Origin of the sequence: Fibrobacter sp. UWH4 (genome assembly GCF_900142475.1) — a bacterium.
Taxonomy (GTDB): domain Bacteria; phylum Fibrobacterota; class Fibrobacteria; order Fibrobacterales; family Fibrobacteraceae; genus Fibrobacter.
This window is the reverse complement of record NZ_FRAY01000007.1, coordinates 109,916-133,100: the sequence shown is the minus strand read 5'-3', so window position 1 is coordinate 133,100 and position 23,185 is coordinate 109,916. Positions and strand designations below refer to the sequence as shown.

The 23,185-nt window shown below is 50.4% G+C and carries 18 protein-coding genes; 11 read left to right on the top strand and 7 right to left on the bottom strand.

What is annotated here, in order from left to right:
• Positions 1-217: 217 nt before the first annotated feature.
• Positions 218-643 carry a hypothetical protein gene (locus BUA93_RS12780; protein WP_139258069.1) on the bottom strand — a complete coding sequence of 142 codons (426 nt, stop codon included), beginning with the start codon at positions 641-643 and terminating at the stop codon, positions 218-220.
• Between the two features lie 765 nt (positions 644-1,408).
• Here BUA93_RS12780 and BUA93_RS12770 point away from each other — a divergent pair.
• Both BUA93_RS12770 and BUA93_RS12765 read left to right on the top strand, forming a co-directional pair.
• Positions 1,409-2,614 carry a hypothetical protein gene (locus BUA93_RS12770; protein ID WP_139258067.1) on the top strand — a complete coding sequence of 402 codons (1,206 nt, stop codon included), beginning with the start codon at positions 1,409-1,411 and terminating at the stop codon, positions 2,612-2,614.
• A gap of 58 nt (positions 2,615-2,672) precedes the next feature.
• A complete protein-coding gene (locus BUA93_RS12765) occupies positions 2,673-3,800 on the top strand; it encodes a hypothetical protein (RefSeq protein ID WP_139258065.1) in 1,128 nt (375 codons plus the stop codon).
• 145 nt (positions 3,801-3,945) lie between these two features.
• Here BUA93_RS12765 and BUA93_RS12760 read toward each other — a convergent pair whose 3' ends face one another.
• The 4 genes from BUA93_RS12760 to BUA93_RS15775 form a co-directional block, all read right to left on the bottom strand.
• Positions 3,946-5,655 carry an acyl-CoA dehydrogenase family protein gene (locus BUA93_RS12760; RefSeq protein ID WP_072979988.1) on the bottom strand — a complete coding sequence of 570 codons (1,710 nt, stop codon included), beginning with the start codon at positions 5,653-5,655 and terminating at the stop codon, positions 3,946-3,948.
• Between the two features lie 5 nt (positions 5,656-5,660).
• Positions 5,661-6,686: an electron transfer flavoprotein subunit alpha/FixB family protein gene (locus BUA93_RS12755; protein WP_072807905.1), complete on the bottom strand. Its 1,026-nt coding sequence runs from the start codon at positions 6,684-6,686 to the stop codon at positions 5,661-5,663.
• 3 nt (positions 6,687-6,689) lie between these two features.
• A complete protein-coding gene (locus BUA93_RS12750) occupies positions 6,690-7,571 on the bottom strand; it encodes an electron transfer flavoprotein subunit beta/FixA family protein (RefSeq protein WP_072807907.1) in 882 nt (293 codons plus the stop codon).
• Positions 7,572-8,353: 782 nt separating this feature from the next.
• Complete coding sequence (locus BUA93_RS15775; protein ID WP_175547444.1) at positions 8,354-9,577, bottom strand: FISUMP domain-containing protein; 1,224 nt, start codon at positions 9,575-9,577, stop codon at positions 8,354-8,356.
• A 286-nt stretch (positions 9,578-9,863) separates the two neighbouring features.
• Between BUA93_RS15775 and BUA93_RS16020 the strand changes: the two genes are divergently transcribed.
• Entirely contained in the window at positions 9,864-10,373 is a 510-nt protein-coding gene (locus BUA93_RS16020) for a hypothetical protein (RefSeq protein WP_139258063.1), read from the top strand.
• 84 nt (positions 10,374-10,457) lie between these two features.
• Here BUA93_RS16020 and BUA93_RS12740 read toward each other — a convergent pair whose 3' ends face one another.
• A complete protein-coding gene (locus BUA93_RS12740) occupies positions 10,458-11,477 on the bottom strand; it encodes an Rpn family recombination-promoting nuclease/putative transposase (protein WP_072979984.1) in 1,020 nt (339 codons plus the stop codon).
• A gap of 482 nt (positions 11,478-11,959) precedes the next feature.
• Positions 11,960-13,867, bottom strand: coding sequence for a M6 family metalloprotease domain-containing protein (locus BUA93_RS12735; RefSeq protein WP_072980048.1), 1,908 nt, complete (start codon positions 13,865-13,867; stop codon positions 11,960-11,962).
• Positions 13,868-14,074: 207 nt separating this feature from the next.
• On the opposite strand from BUA93_RS12735, the gene pyrH reads away from it, so the two are divergent.
• From pyrH to BUA93_RS12695, 8 genes are all read left to right on the top strand, one after another.
• Positions 14,075-14,782 carry a UMP kinase gene (gene pyrH, locus BUA93_RS12730; RefSeq protein ID WP_072979982.1) on the top strand — a complete coding sequence of 236 codons (708 nt, stop codon included), beginning with the start codon at positions 14,075-14,077 and terminating at the stop codon, positions 14,780-14,782.
• Between the two features lie 181 nt (positions 14,783-14,963).
• A complete protein-coding gene (gene frr, locus BUA93_RS12725) occupies positions 14,964-15,497 on the top strand; it encodes a ribosome recycling factor (RefSeq protein WP_072979980.1) in 534 nt (177 codons plus the stop codon).
• 12 nt (positions 15,498-15,509) lie between these two features.
• Complete coding sequence (locus BUA93_RS12720) at positions 15,510-16,220, top strand: isoprenyl transferase (RefSeq protein ID WP_072979978.1); 711 nt, start codon at positions 15,510-15,512, stop codon at positions 16,218-16,220.
• Positions 16,213-17,094, top strand: a complete 882-nt coding sequence (locus BUA93_RS12715) for a phosphatidate cytidylyltransferase (protein ID WP_072979976.1) — start codon at positions 16,213-16,215, stop codon at positions 17,092-17,094. The genes BUA93_RS12720 and BUA93_RS12715 overlap by 8 nt, the downstream gene beginning before the upstream one ends.
• Before the next feature lie 193 nt (positions 17,095-17,287).
• Positions 17,288-18,604, top strand: a complete 1,317-nt coding sequence (locus BUA93_RS12710; RefSeq protein WP_072979974.1) for a polysaccharide deacetylase family protein — start codon at positions 17,288-17,290, stop codon at positions 18,602-18,604.
• A gap of 90 nt (positions 18,605-18,694) precedes the next feature.
• A complete protein-coding gene (gene dxr / locus BUA93_RS12705; protein WP_072979972.1) occupies positions 18,695-19,843 on the top strand; it encodes a 1-deoxy-D-xylulose-5-phosphate reductoisomerase in 1,149 nt (382 codons plus the stop codon).
• Positions 19,844-19,948: 105 nt separating this feature from the next.
• Positions 19,949-21,193 (top strand): alpha/beta hydrolase, encoded by a 1,245-nt coding sequence (locus BUA93_RS12700; protein WP_254793984.1) that lies wholly within the window; start codon positions 19,949-19,951, stop codon positions 21,191-21,193.
• Between the two features lie 99 nt (positions 21,194-21,292).
• Entirely contained in the window at positions 21,293-23,125 is a 1,833-nt protein-coding gene (locus tag BUA93_RS12695) for a glycoside hydrolase family 9 protein (RefSeq protein WP_072979971.1), read from the top strand.
• The last annotated feature ends 60 nt before the right edge of the window (positions 23,126-23,185 follow it).

Genomic DNA, 23,185 nt, shown 5'->3' with positions numbered 1-23,185 from the left:
GTGCCCCAGGGGAGACTTTTTATTTTTGAGTGCGTCCTTCTTTCAATATTCCGTCCACGATATTCATTACCCTACAATATGTAAAATTAGTGATTGTAGGGTAAGATTCTTTAATATACAAGAAGGGGGGAGGTTTCCCCCTGGCTTCAGCCCCGAAGGGGCTTCCGCGTACCCCCACTGCGGGTGCTCAGGCGCCGCACCCGCAACGCCCGGGCTATTAATTCCATTCTTTCTTTCTCAGAGCCTTTAAATAGTTCTGTTTTAAATCGCGCTTGTTGCCGAAGAAAATCATTTCGGATCTTGAGAAAAGATTGTTTTCAAGTTTCAGGTTCAAAAGTTCCATCGTGCAAATAAAGTCTGCGACCTGGAACAATTTATAATCAGTAGGCATCACTTTTCGGAAAATTGGGTTTGGCAGCAGCGCGTTGAATACAGACGACAAAAGCTTGCTTACTTCGACTTGTCCATTGTCGTAGTAAATTTTGACATCGTTGAAAGCAAGAAAATCATCATAATGATTTCTAATGAACGAGGATATTTGCTTTGAAAGTTTGCCTGTCGCTTCTACAGAATCTTTGATGTGCTTTTTTTCGATGGAAAAACATTTGTACTGGATACCTACTGAACGGATAAACGCCATCATTTTGTTGAAAATGCGCCTTCGCTCAGCTATTCCCATGTCTTTATAAATTTCTTCCTTGCGGATAATTGGGCCGGTGTGGATGCAAAGATTCTCAAGTCCAAGATAGGACAGCTAGGTATCAAGGCGAAGAACGTTTTCTTGAATGTCGACCTCTTGGTCATGGAACACCATTGTTATTATGTAATACGGAGAATGTGGGCTATATTCGCCAAAATCCCCCGACTCATCGATGAAAACACTTAGTTCCTTCAAGACTCTCTCCACAAAAAAAGCGAGGAACTTCCTCGCCAAAGATGGACCTGGGTCTTTCGACCAGCCCGGTTATAATATACCAATTTTTATTAGAAAAGTCAACATGTTGAGCTTCTTCCAGCTTGGAATAATCATCTGGCGGGCCTAGACGGGGCGTTTTTTGCTTAATTTTGATGGCTTACTTGTTTGTGGGCTATCCTATTGCCATGAAAAAGAGTTATATTAAATTTGAAAACTTTTATGAGGCTTTTATAAGGTAACTTAATTTTTGACATTTCTTGAGCTTTGCTCCTTGTTCTCTAACTCGAAATCAGCAAATTTCAAAGAACCTGAGAATAGGATGCGAACGCTCACGTCCAGAAATGGGCGTGGGTTGTTTGTGTTTATCAGGTTAAGGTTTTGCTGAACCTCGAGTTAGGTAAACATAGACAAGTCCCACGTCTTTTTTTGTGGTTTCGTCTTTTGATAGGAACATTGCTCTCAATGTAGGACTTTCAACAAAAGAGGTTGGATATGAAAAAATGGTCTAATTTCATCCTTATTATGTTTCTATTCATAGATGTGGGATTTGCTGCGGATACCACAAAAAATATAGACAGCTTAAAAATTGAAATGGAAAATGCGATTATAGCGCAAGAAAAAGGAGAATTCAAACAATTGGTTTGGGATATTGGTAATAGCAGTATTACTGGTCCTGGCAACGTTGCTTATGCATTTTATGAACTATACGAAAGGTGTAAGCCTCAATTGGAGCAGGTCGAGTTATTGCGCTCCCCTTGTTTAACTAGGTTGATCTCAAAAGCAAATCAATTATCTGAGGATGTTTCCATATTTTCCCCGCAATTTCAAAAACGGGTTATTCATGATGTTGAAGAAGCGAAGGAATTGGCCGATAATTACAAAAAACGAAAAAAGGAACAAAGTGAAGCAGATCGTGCAAAAGAGCGAGAATGGAAAAATGTTGGTATTAGAACTTCTGAAATTAAACTTTATGAAAATCTTGGTGTAACTGCTGATTCAGCAAAAAAATGGATTTCATTACGTCAAACAGCGATGATGATAAAAGAATGGCTTAATAACGGCATTTACTCACCCGATACAGCGGAACTTTGGCTGAAAAAAGGTGTTACGTTTGAACATATTGAAAAATGGAGCCGTGTAAGTTTAGAATCCGCCGATGAATGGCTAAAAATTGCAGATTTAAAGGTAGATGTTTCTAATTATATTTCGGCAGGTGCGAAACCGGATGAGTTGAAGGGATGGCTGGATTATCATTATACGTATGGATACGAATCTTTTGAGGGAACTCTAGAATACGATGAAATAAAAAAGTATAATGCGGTACACGTTAAGCCTTCGTTTGTCTTTGCCATGAAAAAACAAGGCCTTTCTGTAGATGATATTGTAAAACAATGGAAGAATGTAAGAAAAAATTGCAAGGAAATTCTTCCGCAAGATGAATTGTATTCTGCAAATCCTTATGCGACTAAAGGGAAATGCTATGAATATGTAGGAAGTTCAATTCAATTACTTTCAAAAAATTCCGGTCTTTATGAAGGAGATGGAGTTTCTTTTGTTTCGATATCGAATGGAATAATCCCCAAAGCCGTTATTGGCGTTGCTAAAAGTAGCGGGGCATATACCTATAGGTCTACGATGGGAGCAAAACAAACTGTAGCAAAACTTTCTCTAGTGCAATTTGCTCCTTTTCAAGATTGATAATTTCTAAAAAATTCTATGGGAGACTCGAAATATGAACTCTAAACCATTCCCGATAATGATGGCAGTTATATCTATTGCCCTGCTAGCTCTTGCGATTTATACAAGAATGGCTTTGGACTGGCCCATTACTTTATGGCTTTTATTAGGAGCTTTGGTTGGCACTTGGTACACTAGTGCGAAAAGTTGGGTTGCTGATATGAAGCAGAACAAAATGGATTTAAGTGATGGTAAAAGATTTTTCACCATTATGACAATCATTCCTATAATCTGTTTTGTGATTTACTTAATTATTCATTTGGGCTTTGCTGAATCATATAACGAGCGTAAAGCAAAAGAACATGCAATACAACAATATGCAATTGAATATGCAAAAAGCGTAATAGAAGCTGATAATTATGGTCTTGCGCTCCAAAATGATTTGAAAAATGCACAAATAGCGTATAAAGGTGATTCTTCGCTAGCTCAAATGCTTGCGGATATGTCTGAAGCTGTATTGAGAATGCATTCGGAAAAAGCCGAAAAGATGAAAAGTCTTTTTTCTCTTTACGATAATCTGGGGCTTGATTTCATTCAAGATTCTATAACTCAAACAAGTAAACTTTACGCAGAAAAATGGACTGCGATGTATAATATTATTCTCAATACGAATGTGTGGGCAAAAGTGCGATCAGAGGCGTTTTTGGATTCTATAAATCGATTTGCGAATAAATATGATGAATGCCAAAAGAAAGCGAAGGCTTCCTTAAATGGGGTGCTGAATATGGTGAAAATAGATGGGGATAGTTTGTATAGGTCTTTGGGCTATCCCAAAAAAGTAAATACCATGCCGATAGAAGCTTTGCCGATATTTGCAAAAGTGTCGAGGGCATGTCCTGCATTTGTCAGATTTAGGGACTCGTTTGATTATAAAGGAATGAGTGACTCTGATGGCATTTACTATGATGGAAAGGCTCGATATGGTTTGAAAAGTTTGAGTGTGATTATAAAAGAGGATTTGAATTATGATGTGAGAACGATAAACAATGTGTGCAATTATGTGTTGACGAAAAAAGAAGACCGAGTTCTTACAATAAAGGAAGCCTGTGGAATTTTATGTAAGGGAACATATCATTCATTAGATGGTAAAGAGGAATATCGCTTCGATGAAAAAATACCTAAAGATGCTATTACAGTTAATCGATGAACGGTAACATTCTTTTTTGATAAACAAGAAAGCCCCGACTCGTTAGAGCCGGGGCTTTCAATTTCGCGTTTCAGTAGGCGGCGTAGCCGCGATTATTCACTAATCACTGTCTACTGCCTACTGCCTACTGTCTACTGTCTACTTCCTACTTGCGGTAGCTCTCCATGCTGTCCACATCCACGCTCTTCACGAAGTTGTAGTGCTTCGCGACTTCGGCTTCGGCGAGGTTCAGGTACACCTTCATGCTCTTTTCGAACAGTTCGGGTGCCTTGGTGGCGTCGCGGAGGAGCAGCTGGCTCATCACGCAGTTGGCTGCGAGTTCGTAGAGGTGACGGCTGCAAAGGTCGGTGAACTCGTTGTTGTTTGCTGCCTTCACAACTTCGATGGCTTCGTTGAACTTCGCGTCCATGGCCTTAGCGCGGGCCTTGAGGCTCTCGTATTCGGCGGCCACTTCGCCCGCTTCCAGTTCCTCGAGCATCTGGCTGTAGGTGCCGGTGGTGATGTGCGGGAGCGCGGCCACGGTCTGCAGCTGCGTAGTGCCTTCGTAAATCGAAGTAATACGAGCGTCGCGGTAGAGGCGCTGGCAGGCGTATTCGAGCATGTAGCCGGAACCGCCATGCACCTGGATGCTGTCGTAGGCGTTCAGGTTCGCGTATTCGGAGTTCATGCCCTTCGCGAGCGGCGTGCAAGCAGAGGCGAGCTTCTGGTAGAGCTTGAGTTCAGCCTTCTCCTCGTCGGTGAGCTTACGGGTGCGCTCGATGTCCTCGAGGCCCTTGTAGATATCTACATAGCGGGCTGTCTGGTACAGGAGTGCGCGGCCTGCGTCGAGGCGAGCCTTGATGTTGGAAATCATTTCATAGACGGCCGGGAAGTTCACGATGGCCTGGCCGAACTGCTTGCGGTCCTTGGCGTAGGCGAGAGCTTCGTTGTATGCCATCTGGCTGATGCCCACGGACTGTGCGGCGATGCCCAGGCGGGCGCCGTTCATGAGGGCCATCACGTACTTGATGAGGCCGAACTTGCGGCGGCCACAGAGTTCCGCCTTTGCGTTCTTATAGACAAGTTCGCAAGTCGGGCTTCCGTGGATGCCGAGCTTGTTCTCGATGCGGCGCACGTTCACGCCACCGTCGCGCTTGTCGTAGATGAACATCGAAAGGCCGCGGCCGTCGTGGGTGCCTTCTTCGGAGCGGGCGAGCACCAGGTGGATGTCGGAGTCGCCGTTGGTGATGAAGCGCTTCACGCCGTTCAGGTACCAGCACTTGTCTTCTTCGCTGTAGGTGGCCTTGAGCATCACGCGCTGCAGGTCGGAACCGGCATCGGGTTCGGTCAGGTCCATGGACATCGTCTCGCCGGCGCACACGCGCGGGATAAAGCGGGAACGCTGGTCTTCGTCGCCGAATTCGTACAAGGTCTCGATGCAGTCCTGGAGGGACCAGATATTCTCGAAACCGGCGTCTGCAGAGGCGATCATTTCGTTGATGGCCGTGTAGGCGGTAATCGGGAAGTTGAGGCCGCCGAAGCGGCGCGGCATGGTCACGCCATTGAGGCCAGCCTTGCGGGTGGCTTCCAGGTTCTCGTAGGTCTTGCTTGCGTAGCGCACGCGGCCGTCTTCGCAGTGGGGGCCTTCGGCGTCCACGTCTTCGGAGTTCGGGAAGATGGTGTTCGCGGTGATGTCGCCAGCGACTTCGAGCACGCGGTTGTAGCTGTCTATCGCGTCGGCGTAGTCTTCCGGCGCATAGTCAAAGCTGTCCTTGTCGGCGTAGCCGTTTTCCTTGAGCTCCACGATGCGCTGCATCAAAGGAGAACTTTCAAGGTTGAACTTAATCTCTGGATGGTCTGTGTAAAAATTCGCCATAACGCCTACTTGTTGTTTGCCTTGTAATACTTGATCATCTTCGGGATGACCTCTTCGACGGTGCCGTTGATCACGTAGTCAGCGATAGCGTTGATCGGGGCGTCGGGGTCGGAGTTCACGGAGATGATGATTCCTGAATCTTGCATGCCGGCGAGGTGCTGAATCTGGCCGGAGATACCGCAGGCGATATACACCTTCGGGCGGACCGTCACGCCGGTCTGGCCAATCTGGCGGTCATGATCGGCAAAGCCCGCGTCGATAGCGGCACGGCTTGCGCCCACTTCGGCGTGGAGTTCCTTCGCCAGTTCGAACAGCATGTCGAAGTTTTCCTTGGAGCCCATGCCGTAACCACCGGCCACCACGATGGGTGCACCCTTGAGGTTGTGCTTGGCCTTTTCCACATGGCGTTCGAGCACCTTGACCACGTATTCCGTTTCCGGCACGTACTTGGCCACGTCGTGCTTGATGACTTCGCCCTTGTAGTTCGGGTCCACGATTTCCTTCTTCATCACGCCTTCGCGCACCGTCGCCATCTGCGGGCGGTGTTCTGGGTTCACGATGGTAGCAACGATGTTGCCGCCGAACGCCGGGCGAATCTGGCAGAGCTGGTTTTCGTAGAACTTCTTCACGCCACCGATGCTCATTTCGAAGCTGTCGATTTCGAGTTCGGTACAGTCGGCGGTAAGGCCGCTGTGCATGGCGCTGGAAATGCGCGGGCCGAGGTCACGGCCAATCACCGTTGCACCGAGCAGGCAAATCTGCGGCTGCTCTTCCTTGAAGAGGTTCACCACGAGAGACGCGTGCGGGTTGGTGGTGTAGGGGAAGAGCCCTTCGGCATCAAACACGTGGACCTTATCGACACCGTAGGGGAACACCTGCTTTTCAATTCCGTCGAGGCCCTTGCCTGCGCAGATGCATTCGAGCTGAACGCCGAGCGTGTTGGCGAGCTTGCGGCCCTTGGACAAAAGTTCGAGGGAAACATCGACAACGGTCGTGCCCTCAATTTCGCAATATACAAATACGTTATTCATAGGCTAGCCAATAATCTTCCCGTCTAAAAGTTCCTTGATAAGTCCTTCGACGTCGGCGTCGCTTGCGGTGAGCGTGCGGCTTTCCTTCGCCTTGAACACGATGTTCTTGACGGCCTTCACGTTCGTCGGAGAACCGGCCTTACCGATCTGGGCAGGGTCTGCGTCGATGTCGGCGGCACCCCACTGCGGAATGTTCAGGTAGGGTTTCTTCGCGATGAGGGCTTCGTACTTTTCGGCATCTTCCGGCTTGCGTTCGGCAACCACCGTCGCGTTCTTGAACTTCATGAGGCGCTTTGCGTTGCGCGGACGGCACGGGGCCGCACTTCCGTTCACGGTCACGACCAGCGGGAGCGGTGCTTCCACCGTTTCCACACCACCGTCGATGTGGCGGCGGATCACGACCTTACGGGCCTTTTCGTCGAGGGAGAGAATTTCTTCGGCGTAGGTCACCTGGGTAAGGCCGAGCTTTTCTGCAATCTGCGGACCGACCTGTGCGGTATCGCCGTCGATAGCCTGGCGGCCACCGAGGATAATGTCGTAGTCGCCAATCTTCTTGACGGCCTGGGCGAGCGTGTAGCTCGTGGCGAGAGTGTCAGCACCACCGAGCGGGCGGTCCGTCACCACGAAACCTTCATCGGCACCGCGGTACAATGCTTCGCGGACGACTTCGGCAGACTTCGGGAGACCCATCGTCAGCACGGAAATGGTGGAACCCGGGAACTGGTCCTTCAAACGAAGGGCTTGCTCCAGGGCGTTCAGGTCTTCGGGGTTGAAGACCGCGGGCAATGCGGCACGATTGATGGTTCCCTGCTCCGTCATGGCATCGGGGCCCACGTTTCGTGTATCAGGTACTTGCTTAGCAAGCACAACGATTTTAAGACTCATAATTCTCTAATTAGGTTGTACAGTTAATTGCTGAAATCTTGCGACTTTGCAAAATTTACGGGGTATAAAATAGCATTTTCTCTCGAATGTCGTTCTCGGCTTGACCTGGAATCGCCGTATTCGCCTGTAAATTATGTGTAAGAAAATCATAGTAAATTTATAAGATGTAGTTTTGCCCAATGAGGGGGACGCCTCCCCCTGCTTGCAGCCTTGCCTTGTTGTCATCCTGAGCGAAGCCTGTCATTCTGGAGCGAAGCGATAGAATCCAAGGCAAGTCTTCCAGCACCCCCTCGCCTAGGTGGTTCCACCCCCTAAAACCCCCGGATGTCACCCCGGACTTGTTCCGGGGGCACCTTTCCATCCGAGAAAACGCTTAGCAAGCAACGCTCCGGCTCAGCCTGCTCCGCACGCTCGCATGGCCTCGGGCTTCGCCCGACGAATGTTCGCTTAGCGGCCAGGCATTCGCCGTCGCTTTAGCGCAAACGCGGCTCAAGCGATTCAGTAACGTGCAAGTGAGTGTCGCGACAAAAGGATGCAAGGCGAGATAGCGCAAAAAATTTGTTTTTGCATTATCGAGCCGCAGCTACGGACGTCGTAGACGTCAAAACGCTTGCGTTTGGGCATGACCGAACGCAGCCGTAGACGCCTTTAGGCGTCCATTTTGTAGTTGTTAACGCGCTTCTTAGAATTTTTCATATTTTTCTTGTTTTTAGACATAGGTTCTCCTTAGGGCATGCCCCTCACGTCCTAATTTTATTGTTAAAAATTTTTGTGATTGGTTTTTAGTGAATCAAAGTGTTATTTGCATCCATCACGCAACGGATAGAACGAAATGTTCTTCGTGTTATTTCTGCACCTGACAAATCAGCATTATTTGAAGTAGAATAAAAAAACACGGCTTTTGCAACATTACTTTCCAAAGCAGTAGGCATCCAAAATGCAGTATATACACTTGTCTCTAATCGATCTGTCGGAATAATAGACATCCCCGAAGAATTATATCCCTTATGCTCCCACACAGCCTTAGATTTAAGTCCAGCGGATGTTTCTGTGTGCTGCCACTCGTATTGAGTCATAATATGCCAACCGTCCGGGCAAATTCCTTGCCAACGGACTACCCGAGGATCGCTAACGCTCTTGACAGCATTTGCAAAACTCTTGCACGCGTCATTACTATCCACCGCGACAGAATCACAGACCTTGGGCAAATTCATAGCCTCTGCCCATGTATATAGACCACCAAAGTGGTTGTCACAGAACCATTCGTCATCTACGTAGCATAGTTTTTCAGTCACTTTGTCGTCAAATTTTGTCGTGCCGCTAGAAATCATTTTTCCGTAATTCAAGTTTTCGGCCATCACATAGAAGGTATCCCTACCCTTACCATCTTCGGAGTGCCAAATATATTCCACATACTTGTATTTTCGGTTGTCACGCGGGTCCTCGAATTCGAAATATTCTCCGTCGTAGCCAGCAAAAAGGCTATCCATGTTCGGGTGTTCCTTGTTTTTCTCGATTGCAGCGAGGGAATCAAGGGAATCTTTACGAACAGTGTATTCGACAACCCAATTGTTATTCTCGCAAACAAAATGCATGATTTTTTTCGAACTTTCAGTTGTCAGAGTATCCCCATTTTCGCAAAGATGAAATTCCTCTTCGCTACTACTCGACTCTGCTACAGACGAACTACTATTTTTGCCACTTACAGAACTAGAAGAATTCTTCTCCGCCACCGAGGAACTGGATTTTTGGGAATCTTTCTGTGAAGACAAAGACGTGTCTTTGTCTTTACCCGTGGAACCGTTATCGTCATTGCTACTCGACGAAATTTCACCGATTGGATCGGGAGCGGAGCTACTAGATTCATCTCCACATGCTGCGAGCAAGGCTAGAAGAATGGACAGAGCAAATAACATGCGAAGCGAATGCCGCGGCAGGCTGCTTGCAGACTGACATGGCTGAGCTGATGCTGTTATGCGCTTGCGCAAAACGTTAAAAATTTTCACAGAAGACCTCCGGTTATAAAAATCCCACCAAACATTCATTTTGGTGAAATATAATAAATGTCAACTGTAGGTTGCAGAACAACATCCCTCCTCCCCCCCCCCCCTTGATTTTCCTAAACTCATTAGGTATATTATAGACACGCCGGTTTATGAGAGCGTTGCCGGGCTTTCACCTGTTTAGTGCCAGCTCCAGAGTTAATATATTCACCTTCAGAATAAGGATAAAGGGACGATTACTTCCTTGCACAAAGGAAGATGTTTTGGCTATTGTCTCTCGGGGAGTTTCATGAATAAAATAAAGCTTTTAGGTGTTAATTGCGAAGGGAGCATGCGTCTCTGGCGCGGCCCCGAAGTGAAAATCAGCGTGTTCGCGTCGCGGCATTTTGATACAGATGATTGTCGCCTTGTGCAATGGGCTACAGAAATGGGAGAACGGCATCGGTGCCTTGTAGGAACGTTCCATTCTAAGGCGGAGCAGCGAATTTTGAATGTCGCGCTAGAAAATGGGGCGTTTGCGGTTTGGCTCCGTGGATGTTCGCTTCCGAATTCCTATAGCGGTCCATTATGGAATGCGATGGCCGAAAACCGGATGCTTGTGGTTTCGTGTTTTCACATGAAGCACCACACGCGGGATACGGCACGGTATTGTACGCATTTGGCTGCGATGTGTTGTCGACGCCATACATATTTCTTGAAGGATGATGATTCGTTGCTGGCTCCGTGCTGTCGCAAGGCCATTTCGTGGAGGTATGATGTTCAGGTGTTTAACGAAGATTGTGCCTGCAAAAATGTGTAGAATGATATGAGGCGAAAAACAAAGCCGGTCTATCGCGAGGCCGGCTTGTAGTTGTATTAGAATGTAGGTGAAATTGAATGCAGGTTACAGGCTTTCGATTTCTTCTTTAGAAAAACCTGTCCTGCGGATAATAACGTCCATAGGGACGCCGTCTTCACGCAAGCCCTTTGCTATTTCGCGCTTTTCCTTGTCGGCTTTGGCACGTTCGGCTTTTTCACCTGCGGCAAACCCTTCAGCCTTACCCTCGGCGAATCCTTCGGTCTTGCCGTCAGCGTAGCCTTCAGCCTTGCCCTCGGCAAAACCGAGTTCACGGCCTTCCGCGAGTCCTTCTTCGTGTTCTGCCTGCAAGTCCGTCATATTCTTAACCTCGACATTAAAAAGCTCTTCTGCAAAGTTAATCAATTTTACGGAATCCATCAACTTCTGGAAGGTTTCGTTCTGCAGAATCTTTTCAGGCGCACTTTCTTCCTTGACAATCGCCTTGATGGCGCGGAGCCACTGGGCGGCATCGGAGTGGTCGTCCTTGGTGGTCCCGGCGTTTTCGAGCTCAAAGAACTTGTCGATTTCCACGAAGACCTTCTGGATCTTGGGGAAGAACTTCTTGCCGTGGCACATTTCGTCTACATGATGGATGTACTCGGCGGGTTCTTCCGGGAACATCTCGAAATCAAGGAGCCCGAGGAAATAGATGCGGGGGAGCTCGTACTTTTCGCTCGTGTGGACCTGGTTCTCGATAACGCGGGAGAGGTAATACTGCACGCGGTCCTTGAAGAACTTGTCCTTCTTCTGCTGGACTTCGACCAGGACCTTTTCGCCTGCGTTGGTGGTGCCGATGATGTCCAGGATGCAGTCCTTCTTGGTAAAGATGCCGGGGTATTCCTGCATTTCGAGCGAGATGCTCTTGATGGCGTCGCCGTCATGCAGGTCGAGCATGGCGTTCAAGAGCGAAATCAGGAGCGAATGCCCCTTTTCTTCGGCGAATACGATCTTGAAAACGCCGTCGCACAAGAGGTAGGCGAACTTGTAAATCTGCTGGTACTTGAGCAGGTTTCTGCTGTCGATTCTCATGGCCTCGAGCATGGCCAAATGTTGTGTACGGTTCATATTAACATTCCCGGTACGGGAATCTCCTATGGGTTGTTTAACGGTTGTAGTCTGCAAACAACCAAGAGCGGAGAGGTGCACAAGGAATGGATTATGTTTTCGCAGAGCACCATCAACAGCCTGCCCCAGAGGGCTTTGGCCATTTGCAAACCAGTTGAACGACTGATTTTTTACGTCCGCGTTTTGTGGCAGACGGTGCTCTACGTTGATAGCCAAGGGGCCGGTTCCCCTCAGGGCAACTGTCTCGATTCGCGATACTGTCAATACCGCGAAGGGTGACGACCTCAAGCAGATAGTGGAACTTCCCGCCCTGAATAGTACTGAGTCGTGGGTCGCAGTTTCAAGCTTGTATGAAACTATGACCGAGACAATGGTACGGACGCCAACGGCGTCATTTTCTCGGTGTCAGCGGGATTGACTGCTACTCTATGAATAAATATACAATAAAACCGTGCGAAAAGCAATAGGTATGACGTTCACCCCTATTTCGCCACTTCCACATAAATGCCCTTGGGCAAATCGGGCAGAGCGCCATTGGCGTTGCGTACTCCGACGGGTTTTCCGAGCACATTGAATATCTTGCTGCCGGGCTTGCCGTATTTTGCCTTGCGCAGGTTGGTGATGACGGTGGTGCCGCCTTCGATTGTTACCTTGATTTCAAAGGTGACTTGCTTACTGCCGTAAACGAGCGCTTGTCGCACGGTGAAGGTGTCTCCGGCTTTGACTTTACCTGGCATGTGACCGATTTTTGTGGTCATGGTCGTGAGGTCCACATTGGAGAACACGATGCTGGAGCCGTTCGGGTCCCAGGTGACAATTTTGCCGTCCTTGTCGAACCAATGACCGGAGCCTTCACCGGTAGTATTGCTGTCGAGTTTGCCGTTCGGTTCTACACCGTAGAATTTTACTTTGTCTTCAATTTCGGTGCGCTTGATGCCGAGGATGCTTGCGACTTCGCTGCCGTTCAGGTCGATCGTTACGGGCGCATAGCTGTCGCTTATTGGGAGCGTTGTCTCAAGTGCGATTTTCTGGATGGTGATTTCAGCGACGCTGCTGGAACTTGCCACTGTCGACGAACTGGACGAGGGTTCGGAGCAGTTCTCGCCGATGCAGAACGTGAGCGTTTCGCCGGGCGTCCCGATGTCAGTAATCTTGAGGCCTGTCTTGGAGCCGTTATACCAGCGGATAGCGGGGTAGGCGTCATCTGAAAATTCCGCATAGGTTCCGCTCTTGAAGAACGTGTTGGCTGTGCTGCCCGGGCTTGGCCACTGGTCGGCAACGTCGTCGCTTGATTTGCCTGCGGCGTTCGCGTGCACGATTCGGAGTCCCAGCTTATCCGAAGCGGAATTGCCTTCGATGGAAAAATCGTAGTGTTGCATCAAGAGGCCGCTCCCAGCGAGTACCTTGTTGCGGCCCGTGTTGCGTACGTAAGACCAAACTAAACCTTCTTGGTTTGGCCTTGCGGGGTTCTTGTAGCGGTAGCAGAACTCTCCCGGCTTCGTAACTTCGAGGCCTGTTACGTTGTCTACATCTTCGCTCGTGATGTCTACGAACGGAATCCAGCCCTGGTCCGCACGGTAGAAGTCGTTAATCGCGACGGGATTCAAGTCGTTCGCGCGGTTGCCCATGGTGCAGTAGTCGCCATACCAGTAGAGGTCCGGCCAGCCAAAGATCATGTGCCCCGATTCATGCACAAAAACATATATCGAAAACTTGCCCGGCATGTCCGTCATCTGATGGTGCGTGAGCTTTACGCCATCGCGCTTTTCGCTGGACCATCCGGAATGCGGCCACAGGCCCTGTCCCCAAGTTTGTCCGGCGCCGGCGTATACGATGTTGATGGCTTCGGTAGTGCCGTCCTTGTCGTTGTCATAGCGCGAAAAATCAACCTGAGAATCGAAATACGCGAATACTTCTTTCATGAGCGAGTCGGAACCCGAGTATCCGTTCAGGCCTTCGTACCATGACTTCGGATGCTGGGCGCGGTACCAGCCGTAGACTTCGTTCGTGAGGTCCAGTTGTCCGTTAGAAACGTCAAGGTAGTAGTCGCGTACGGAACCATTGCAGCCGTCCCTATTGAAGCCTTCCTTGTTGAGCCATTCCTCGACTTCGTCCGCTGTAACGGGGGCGGGCTTGTCCGAGAAATCGACGAGGAGCGTGAGACTGTAGATTTTGCCTTTGGGGGCGGCGTAGTGGCCTTTCGTTTGTGTTGCAACTGCTCTCGCTAAACCGGAACTGGACGCGCTTGCTTTGGATCCGGTGAATGTGGGTCGGGCTTCTTCGGGCCATTCCTGGACGCGCTTCCCCTGGTACACGATATCGGCAAAAAGTGTTGCGGGGAGCAATAACAAACCCGATAAAATACTGAACGGTAAAATTTTGTTTTTCATAAACATCCCATGGCCGAAACAAACACTAATCTAATAGTATATTCTTTTTTGGCGAAAAGTATCGTATCGCTCCAGAAATATGATTTTTACAAACTTGCTATAGCCTGTTTTTATTACATTTCCTCTGAATGAAAACATTAACCCTAGGATGTTACTAGAGATTCTTTTCATAGTCTACTTCTAACTTCCTACTTCCTACTAAAAACTATGTCAAAATTCAAGCGCATTCTTCTCAAGCTCAGTGGCGAAGCCCTCGCAGGCGAAAAGGGCCACGGTATCGACAACCAGATTCTCTCTGACATGGCGTCTGAAATTGCCTCCATCGTCAAGCAGGGCGTGCAGGTCGCGCTCGTGATTGGTGGCGGCAACCTCGTTCGCGGCATTTCCGCTTCTGCAGGTGGTATGAACCGCGCCCAGGGCGATGCCATGGGCATGCTTGGCACCGTGATGAACGGCCTCGCCATGCAAGATGCTTTGGACAAGCAGGGTGTCGACTCCGTGGTGATGTCTGCCATCCGCATGGAACCGGTCTGCGAATTCTTCGACCGCCGCAAGGCCCTCAAGCTTTTGTCCGCAGGCTCCGTGGTCATCTTCTCCGCCGGTACGGGTAACCCGTTCTTCACCACCGACAGTTGCGCCGCCCTCCGCGCTATCGAGAGCGAATGCGACGTCATCATGAAGGCTACCAAGGTCGACGGCATCTACACCGCAGACCCGGTCAAGGATCCGACTGCAACTCGCTTTGACGACATCAGCTACAAGGAAGTCATTTCCCGCGGTCTCAAGGTCATGGATACCGCAGCCGTCGCCCTCTGCATGGAAAACAACATGCCCATCTTCGTGTTCAAGATGGAAAAGGGCAACCTCTCCCGCGCGGCCATCAACGGTGACCTCGGCACGCTGGTGCACTGCTAAATTATAAATAACTTACAATTTCGCGCCCTTGCAACTGCGGGGCGTTTTTGCTTTTTTAATAGGTCGAAATTGTAATACCGGTCCGGCTTTTATGTATATTTATCCTAGAAATAACTGAAAACCATTCACTTTTATCTAGTATAGGAACTAGCCCGCAGGGCGTAACTAGGAACAGAGAAATATGTCTGAATATTCCGATAAGATGAGCAAGGCCATCGAGGCCACCGAACGTGAATTTTCCAAGATCCGCGCAGGCCAGGCTAGCCCCGCTATCCTGAACGACGTGCGTATCGACTACTACGGCACCCCGACCCCGATTTCTCAGGTGGCCAAGGTTTCTGTTCCGGAACCGCGTATGCTGCTGGTCTCTCCGTGGGAAAAGACCATGGTCGACCCGATTGAAAAGGCTATCCTCGCTGCAAACATCGGCCTTACTCCGATGAAGGACGGCAACTGCATCCGCGTGAGCCTCCCGATCCTTACCACGGAACGCCGCCAGGAACTCGCGAAGATTGCCCGCAAGCATGCCGAAGAAGGCCGCGTGGCTATCCGCAACATCCGCCGCGATGCGAACGACTCTCTCAAGAAGAACAAGGAAATGCCCGAAGACGAAGTCAAGAAGCAGCAGGACGAAATCCAGAAGGCAACCGACAAGGCTATCGCCGAAATTGACCGTCTGCTCGCCGAAAAGGAAGCGGACATCCTCAAGGTGTAGTCCGGGGTTTGCGTGGCAAATCAGCTTAGACATGTCGCCATCATTATGGACGGTAACGGGCGTTGGGCTCGTAGCCGTGGTCTCGAACGTTTCCTGGGACACCGTAAGGGTACCCAGGCGACAATCGATGCGGTCGAGGTGGGCGTAAACCTTAAGCTCGAACACATGACGCTTTACGTGTTCAGCTCCGAGAACTGGGGCCGCCCCTCCAAGGAAGTGGATTACCTGATGAACCTCCTCATCGAGATGGTCGTCAAGGAAATTCCCGACCTCATGGAAAAGAACGTGAAGCTTACGGTCATCGGCAACATGAACCGTTTGCCGGACAAGCCGCGTGCAAGTCTCCAGTCCGCAATCGACAAGACGGCGAACAACACGGGGATGCAGCTGAATCTCGCTATCTCTTATGGTGGCCGTCAGGAAATCGTGGATGCCGCCAAGGCAATCGCCGCCCAGGTGGCGGCGGGTACGCTCAAGGTCGAAGACATCGACGAGAGTTTATTTGCAAAGAATCTTTATTTAAAGGGAGCGCCCGATCCGGATCTCGTGATTCGTACGGGCGGAGAGTTCAGGCTTTCGAATTATCTGCTTTGGCAGGCCGCCTACAGCGAATTCTATGTAACGGATACGCTTTGGCCCGACTTTACCAAGGAAGAATTCTTGAAGGCCGTCGAGTTCTTCAAGACTCGAGAAAGACGTTTTGGGAAGGTGTTGCATGAGTAATCTTGCGCAGCGATTGATAACGGCGTTTATCGCCATTCCGATTGTATTTTTCTTGCTGTGGTTTAATGACTTCAGCCGCATTGGCCTGATGTGCTTTATCGCGGGCGTGGGCGCCTGGGAATGGGCGGGCATGGCCTCCAAGATGTACAAGGGGCCCGATACCCGTTACCTTTCTTTTGCAGCTTCCTTGGCTTTGACGCTCGCATGGGCGCTTTCCAAGGGCAGCTACTTTGGTATGCCAGCCGTGCCTTATGTGGTCGGCATGACCTTCCTCGTGATTTTTGCAATCTATATCGGCGTGGCCTTTGCGAAGGTGGAAATCGATCACCTTTTCCCGTGGCTTGTGATGCAGCTCGGCGCCCCGCTCTACGTGGGTCTCTGGGGTGGCATGAACGTGCTCATGATGGGTAACGGTCGGGGCTTTGAACATTGCTATCCGTTTATCCTGGTGATGACGGGCGTATGGCTTTGCGACACGGTGGCGTATTTCTTCGGAAAGTTCGCGGCGGGCAAGGGTCCTTTCGGCCGGCACCTGTTTGCGCCGAGCATTAGCCCCAAGAAAACCTGGGAAGGTTCTGTAGCGGGTTCTGTCGCGACGGTCGCGTGGATTGCCTACTGGGCAAAGTGCAGCGCCGCTCTCGGTTGCTTTAACGTGGATATCGACTGGGCGAAGGCCATTGGTCTTGGCCTGCTTGTGACTGTTGCGGGTCAGGTGGGCGATCTGTTGATGTCAGCCCTCAAGCGTTGGAGCGGTACCAAGGATTCCGGCAACCTGTTTGTCGGCCATGGTGGCGTTCTTGACCGTTGCGATTCCTTCTTCCTTGCTGCCCCCGCTCTCTACCTGCTCATGGATTTCTTCCAGAAACTGGCGTAATCCGTTGCTGTCGTACTGGATTTGAATGGCTTGCCCCGGACTAGGTCTGGGGCGTTTATTCTGAAAACAGATTGTTTAGCTTCGTTTACATTCGTTGTTTTTGCTTACAACGGATAGTCCATCACTCTTATTGAGTATTGTTACCCCCCTATATATATTTATAGGTGTAAAACAACACGAGGATTGCGTGAGTATGGATTATAAAAAATTTTCTATCGCGGCTCTGATTGCCATGGGCTCTTCCATGGTTTTTGCTCAGAATGCAGAAATTGCCACCTGGTCGGGTTTCCGCAAGGCAGCGGTTTCCTTCACTTTTGACGATGGCCCGCAAAGCGATGTCGATGTCGCTCTTCCCATGTTCGAAAAGTACGGTTATAAGGCGACTTTCAATATCGTCACTAATTGGGCCAATGGCGGTGGCAACAATGGAATGCTCAACTGGAGTGGTGTTCAGAAATTGTCCGATGCTGGTCACGAAATCGCAAGCCATAGCGACAGTCACCCCAATGGAAAGCCGATGCCCGCTAATGAAATTTCTTCGTCCAAGGGGACAATCAGCCAAAAGATTCAGCAGAAATATGGTGTCGTCACTCTCGCTTACCCGAACTGCGATACTCCGGGTGACGCCCAGGTTCTTCAGAATTACGTTGTCGGAAGAATTTGTAACGGAAGCTGGAAGGGCGGTCCCGATATCATGGGCAAGGATGGCCCGAGCAACTGGGCTGCAGTCTCTGCGCTCATGACGGGTAATCAGGGAACCAGCGATTTTAAGGGCAACATGGACAAAGCTGTTCAACAAGGCGGTTGGGTTGCATTCCTCACGCATGGTTTCCAGTTCAAGACCAATGGCTTTGCAGACTATTCTCCGACCGATGCGAATGGAATGGATGGCGCTCTCCAGTATGCTCAGCAGAAAGATAAGGACATTTGGGTTGCCCCGATGGGCTATGTCGCCATGTACATCAAGGAACGCAAGGCCTCGAAAATTGAACCGCAGGACGGCGGCTCTGCAAACTCCATGGCTTTCGAACTCAAGCATAGCATTGCAGACAACATTTCCAAGTACGACTACCCGCTTTCCATCAAGGTGAAAACCGACTGGAGCAAGGTCGAAGTGACGCAGGATGGCGCAAAGCTTGAATCCAAGGTGGATGGCGGCTATGTTTACTTTGACGCGGTGCCCAATGCAGGCAAGATTGTCGTGACCAATGCAAATGCAGCTCCGGAACCGGAGTCTTCTTCCAGCAGCGAAGTTGTTTCCTCTAGTTCCGAAAACCCGTGGGCAATTGCATCTGAAATTCAGGACAATTTCCAATTCTCTGTGTACAGGTCTTCCGACAACTACATTGTGGTCGGTGGCGCCCAGGGCAAAGAAATCACGGTGTTCAACAGCCTTGGCCATCAGGTGCGCACTACCCGTGGTCTCGGTGTTGAACAGAAGGTTTATACCGGAGCCAAGGGTGTGTATATTGTGAAAGTCGGTAACAAGACACGTAAGGTTCGACTGTAGTCGAAAAAGTTTAAACCTCTCTCTTTAGAATGGTGGGCGTCGTCCTGCCATTTTTTTATCTTTTTAGCTGTATAAAAAAGAGGCTTCAAAATGAAAAACGTAGTTCTTCTCGGTGCGACCGGTTCTATCGGTACTTCTAGCGTCGATGTCATTCACCAGCATTCCGATATCTTCAATCTTTATGCCGTTGCCGCAAACAGCAGTGTGGCCAAAGTTGCCGAAATCGTGCGCAAGTACAAGGTGGAACGTGTGTGCATGTTCGACCCGAATGCCGCCAAGGAACTCGAGAGTGTACTCGGCATGAAGGTGCTCGTGGGCATGGAAGGCCTTTGCGAACTCGCTGCCGACCCGAAGGCCGATATCATCATTAACTCGCTGATGGGCGCCGTGGGATGCCTCCCGACGATTACCGCTATCGAACACGGCAAGCATGTGGCTCTTGCAAACAAAGAAACCATGGTCATGGCAGGCCCTGTCATTTGGGACAAGCTTGCCGAAAATCCGAAGTCCTTCATCACGCCGATTGATTCCGAACACAGCGCCATCTTCCAGTGCCTCGAAGGCGGCAAGCGCGAATCCGAAGTGGAATTTCTCGAAATCACGGCATCCGGTGGTCCCTTCCGCGAATGGCCCATTGAAAAGTTTGAAAACATCACCGTGGCAGACGCCTTGAATCACCCGGTGTGGAGCATGGGCAAGAAGATTACCATCGACTCTGCCTCCATGATGAACAAGGGTCTCGAAGTGCTCGAAGCTCACTTCCTCTTCCACATTCCGTATGATCAGATCAAGGTGGTGGTGCACCCGCAGTCCATGGTGCATTCGCTGGTGCAGTTCCGCGACGGTTCGCTGATGGCCCAGCTCGGTGCCCCCGACATGCGCATCCCGATTCAGGTGGCGCTCACGTGGCCCGACCGTCTGCCGCTCGATACCAAGCGTCTCGACCTGCCGACGCTCGCGAAACTGACCTTCTTCGAACCGGACTTTAATAAGTTCCGCTGCCTCGCCCTTGCGTTCGAGGCGGGCCGCCGTGGCGGTATCGTGCCTTCGATGATGAATGCCGCGAACGAAGTTCTCGTGGACGCCTTCCTCAAGGGTAACCTCAAGTTTACCGACATTCCGCGCCATGTGGAAACGATTATGGCCGGTGCCCCGAACGTGACCGGTCACCTGACGCTCGACCAGGTGCTTGAAGCCGACGCCGAAGCCCGTCGACTGACACTCGACCTGATCAAGTAAGTTGTAATCTTGTACAACAGAATTTTGAGTCGCTCCGGAGCGGGGCGACTTTTTTGATTTATATTACTTTATAGGCAATTTTGCCTGTTTGGAAGAGGATTGAGTATGAATAAGATTGTGGCGGTGACCTGCCTCGCTGTAGCGGTGTCTGCGTTTGCGCAAGGTTTTGGCGGTCAGCAAGGTCAGGGTAAAATTGAATACTCCGAAAAATTTGCCGACTTGAATTATGCAGGCGACGGAAAGACTTTCCATACATTGGACATCTACCTGCCCAAAGAAACGAAGGATGCTTATCCGGTGGTGATTCATACTTACGGTAGCGCCTGGAGCATGAATAATATGAAGGGCTCTGCGGACCTGAATACAATCGGCTCGGCACTATTGAAGGCCGGATACGCGCTTGTGACGCCGAATCACCGCTCCGCAAGCGATGCCATTTACCCGGCGCAGTTGCACGACCTTAAGGCCGTTGTCCGCTTTATTCGCGGCAATGCGGCTAAGTACAAAATCGACACGAGTTTTATCGCTATGTCTGGGTTCTCCTCGGGCGGTCACCTATCAAGTCTTGTAGCGACAACCTGTGGCTTGAAAGAAGGCAAGTCCGGCGCTGTGACGGTTGACTTGGTAGGTGACTTAGGCGATTTTACGCAGTACAGCAGCTGTATCGATGCTGCATCGCTGTGGTCGCCCCCGACCGATATTTATACCATGAATCCTATCAATAATTTTATGGGTAGCGGAACTTACGAAGGCGCCTTTATCGGTGCCGAGCGCGAAGGCAACAAGGATAAATGGATGGTGGCGAGTTCGCCGTACTATGCCAGCGAAGACGATCCGCCTATTATCTTGTTCCATGGAACATCGGACCAAATTGTAAATAAGGAACAGAGCCAGGAACTCTACGATTCTCTGAAAAAGCATGATGTCGTGACGGAACTTGTCTCGGTGGCGGGTGGAACCCATGGCGGCAGCGAAATGTACGTCTCCGAGAATTTGGACAAAATGATCAGTTTCTTCAATATGGCACGTGATGCAAAGTCACAGGTAGTCGATCCTCTGGATTCCGCGAAGGTTGATTCCTTGAAACGGGATTCGTCGTCGGATTCTCTGACTCGTCTGCCTTCGAACTGGAAACAGCTTGCCCATGTCGGCGTGGTCGGCAGCAAGCTGGTGGCTTTCGGGAATGGGGGCGAATACCGTTGCGCTGTCGTCTCCGTGAACGGCTCGGTTACCTGGCGGGGCAATTTCCGGGGCTCCTTAGACCTGTCCTGGCTGCCTTCCGGGACGTATGCCATAGTTGTAACATTCCCGTCAGGAATGCAAAAAAGCCTTAAATTCGCAAAGAAATAGAACAATGGGTACACTTGTGTCCACTTTTGGTCTCAAAAGTGGACGTTTTTGCTGTTTTATAGGGTACATTTATGGATGGACTAAAAAGGAGTACCCGAGATGTTGAATTTTGGCCTAAAACAGTATGTTCCCATGACCATTGCGCTGCTTTCGCTTTCGACGGCAGCGTTCTCCGCGACTGCTTATATCAATCAGGTCGGTTACCGTTCTGGCGATTCCAAGGAGTTTGCCTTGGTCGATGGGTCCGGTAATGTTGAAATTGTCAATGCTTCTGGTTCTACTGTCTTGACCGTGACTCCAGGCGAATCCTCGACTTGGGCACCGAGCGGGCAGAATGTGCAGCTGGTGGATTTCTCGGAATTGAAAACTCCCGGAACATACTCTATCAAGGTGGGTGGACAAGTAGTCCGCTCCGATTTGAAGGTTGCCGATAAAACATACGAGGACGTGCTCAAGGCCTCCTTGAAATGGTATTACTATCAGCGAGCCTCCATGGCTCTTGATGAAACCTACGCGGGGCAGTGGAAACGTGCCGCAGGACATACGAACCCGACTGCCCGGCTCCATAGCTCTACAGGTGCCTCGGGAACGATCAATTCTAGCAAGGGTTGGTACGATGCCGGCGACTATGGCCGCTACATTGTGAACTCGGGTATCACCACCTATACGCTCCTTTCTCTTTACGAACATTTCCCCGATTATTTCAAGACGCTCAAGTGGAATATCCCTGCCGAAGGCAACCTGCCGGACCTGCTTGCCGAAATCAAGTGGAATCTTGACTGGATGCTTACCATGCAGGCTTCCGATGGTGGCGTTTACCACAAGTTGACTACACTTGGATTCCCGGGTGACGTGATGCCTGCTCAGGATTCCGATCCCCTTTATGTTATCGGTAAGGGGACGGCAGCGACCTTTGACTTTGCGGCGGTGATGGCTGTGGCGGCACGCGTTTATAAGCCGTTCGATGCTTCTTATGCTAGCAAGTGCCTCGAAGCAGCCAAGAAGGCCTACGCTTGGGGCGCCCAGAACCCGAACAAGGCGTTCAATAATCCGTCCGATGTGGCTACGGGTTCCTATGCCGACGGCTCGCTTGGCGACGAGAAGGACTTTGCCGGTACGGAACTTTTCGTGACTACGGGCGATGCCTCTTACAAGACTTCCGGGGCATCTCACAACCTGCCGGGCTGGGCCGACGTTTCGGGCCTTGCTACCTACGGCAAGGCGACTCATGCCACTGAATTTGGTAATGTGGCTCAAGTGGCGAAAGATACGTTGCTGAGCGTGGCCGATGATTTTGAAGCGCGCTCTACGACAGGTTTTGGTGTCGTGATGGGCGATAACGACTTCTACTGGGGTTCCAACTCCGTGGCCGGTAACCAGGGCGTGTGGCTCCTGCACGCCTATTATCTGACTGGCGACAAGAAGTACTATGTCGCGGCGACCAAGGTGCTCGACTACCTGCTCGGCAAGAACCCGCTCGACATGTCCTTCCTGACGGGTTATGGCACGAAATCCCCGATGATGCCTCACCACCGCCCGAGTACGGCTGATGGCGTGAAGGACCCGGTTCCTGGCATGATTGTTGGCGGCCCGCAGCCCGGTGGCGAAGACATTGGCTCCCAGACCTGGGAATGCAAGGACTACAGGACAGGCAAGCCGGCGACATCCTATACGGACAACCGCTGCAGTTATGCGACAAACGAGGTGGCGATTAACTGGAATGCTCCTTTTGCATACCTCGCTGGCGCTATCGAAGCGATCAATGCCGGTTACGCTCCTTCTTTCGCGACGTCTGGAATTACTTCTATCAAACCCGCTGTCGCTCGCAAGGCTCACGCGAAACAGGGCCCGCAGCTCCGTTTTGCAGACCAGATGCTCTATGTCGAAAAGAATGGCAAGCGCTTCAACCTGAACGGCCACAGAATCAAGTGAAAGGTTGCTAGTTTTGAATTAGTTGTAATTGTTAGGCGGATTTTGTTCCGCCTTTTTTCG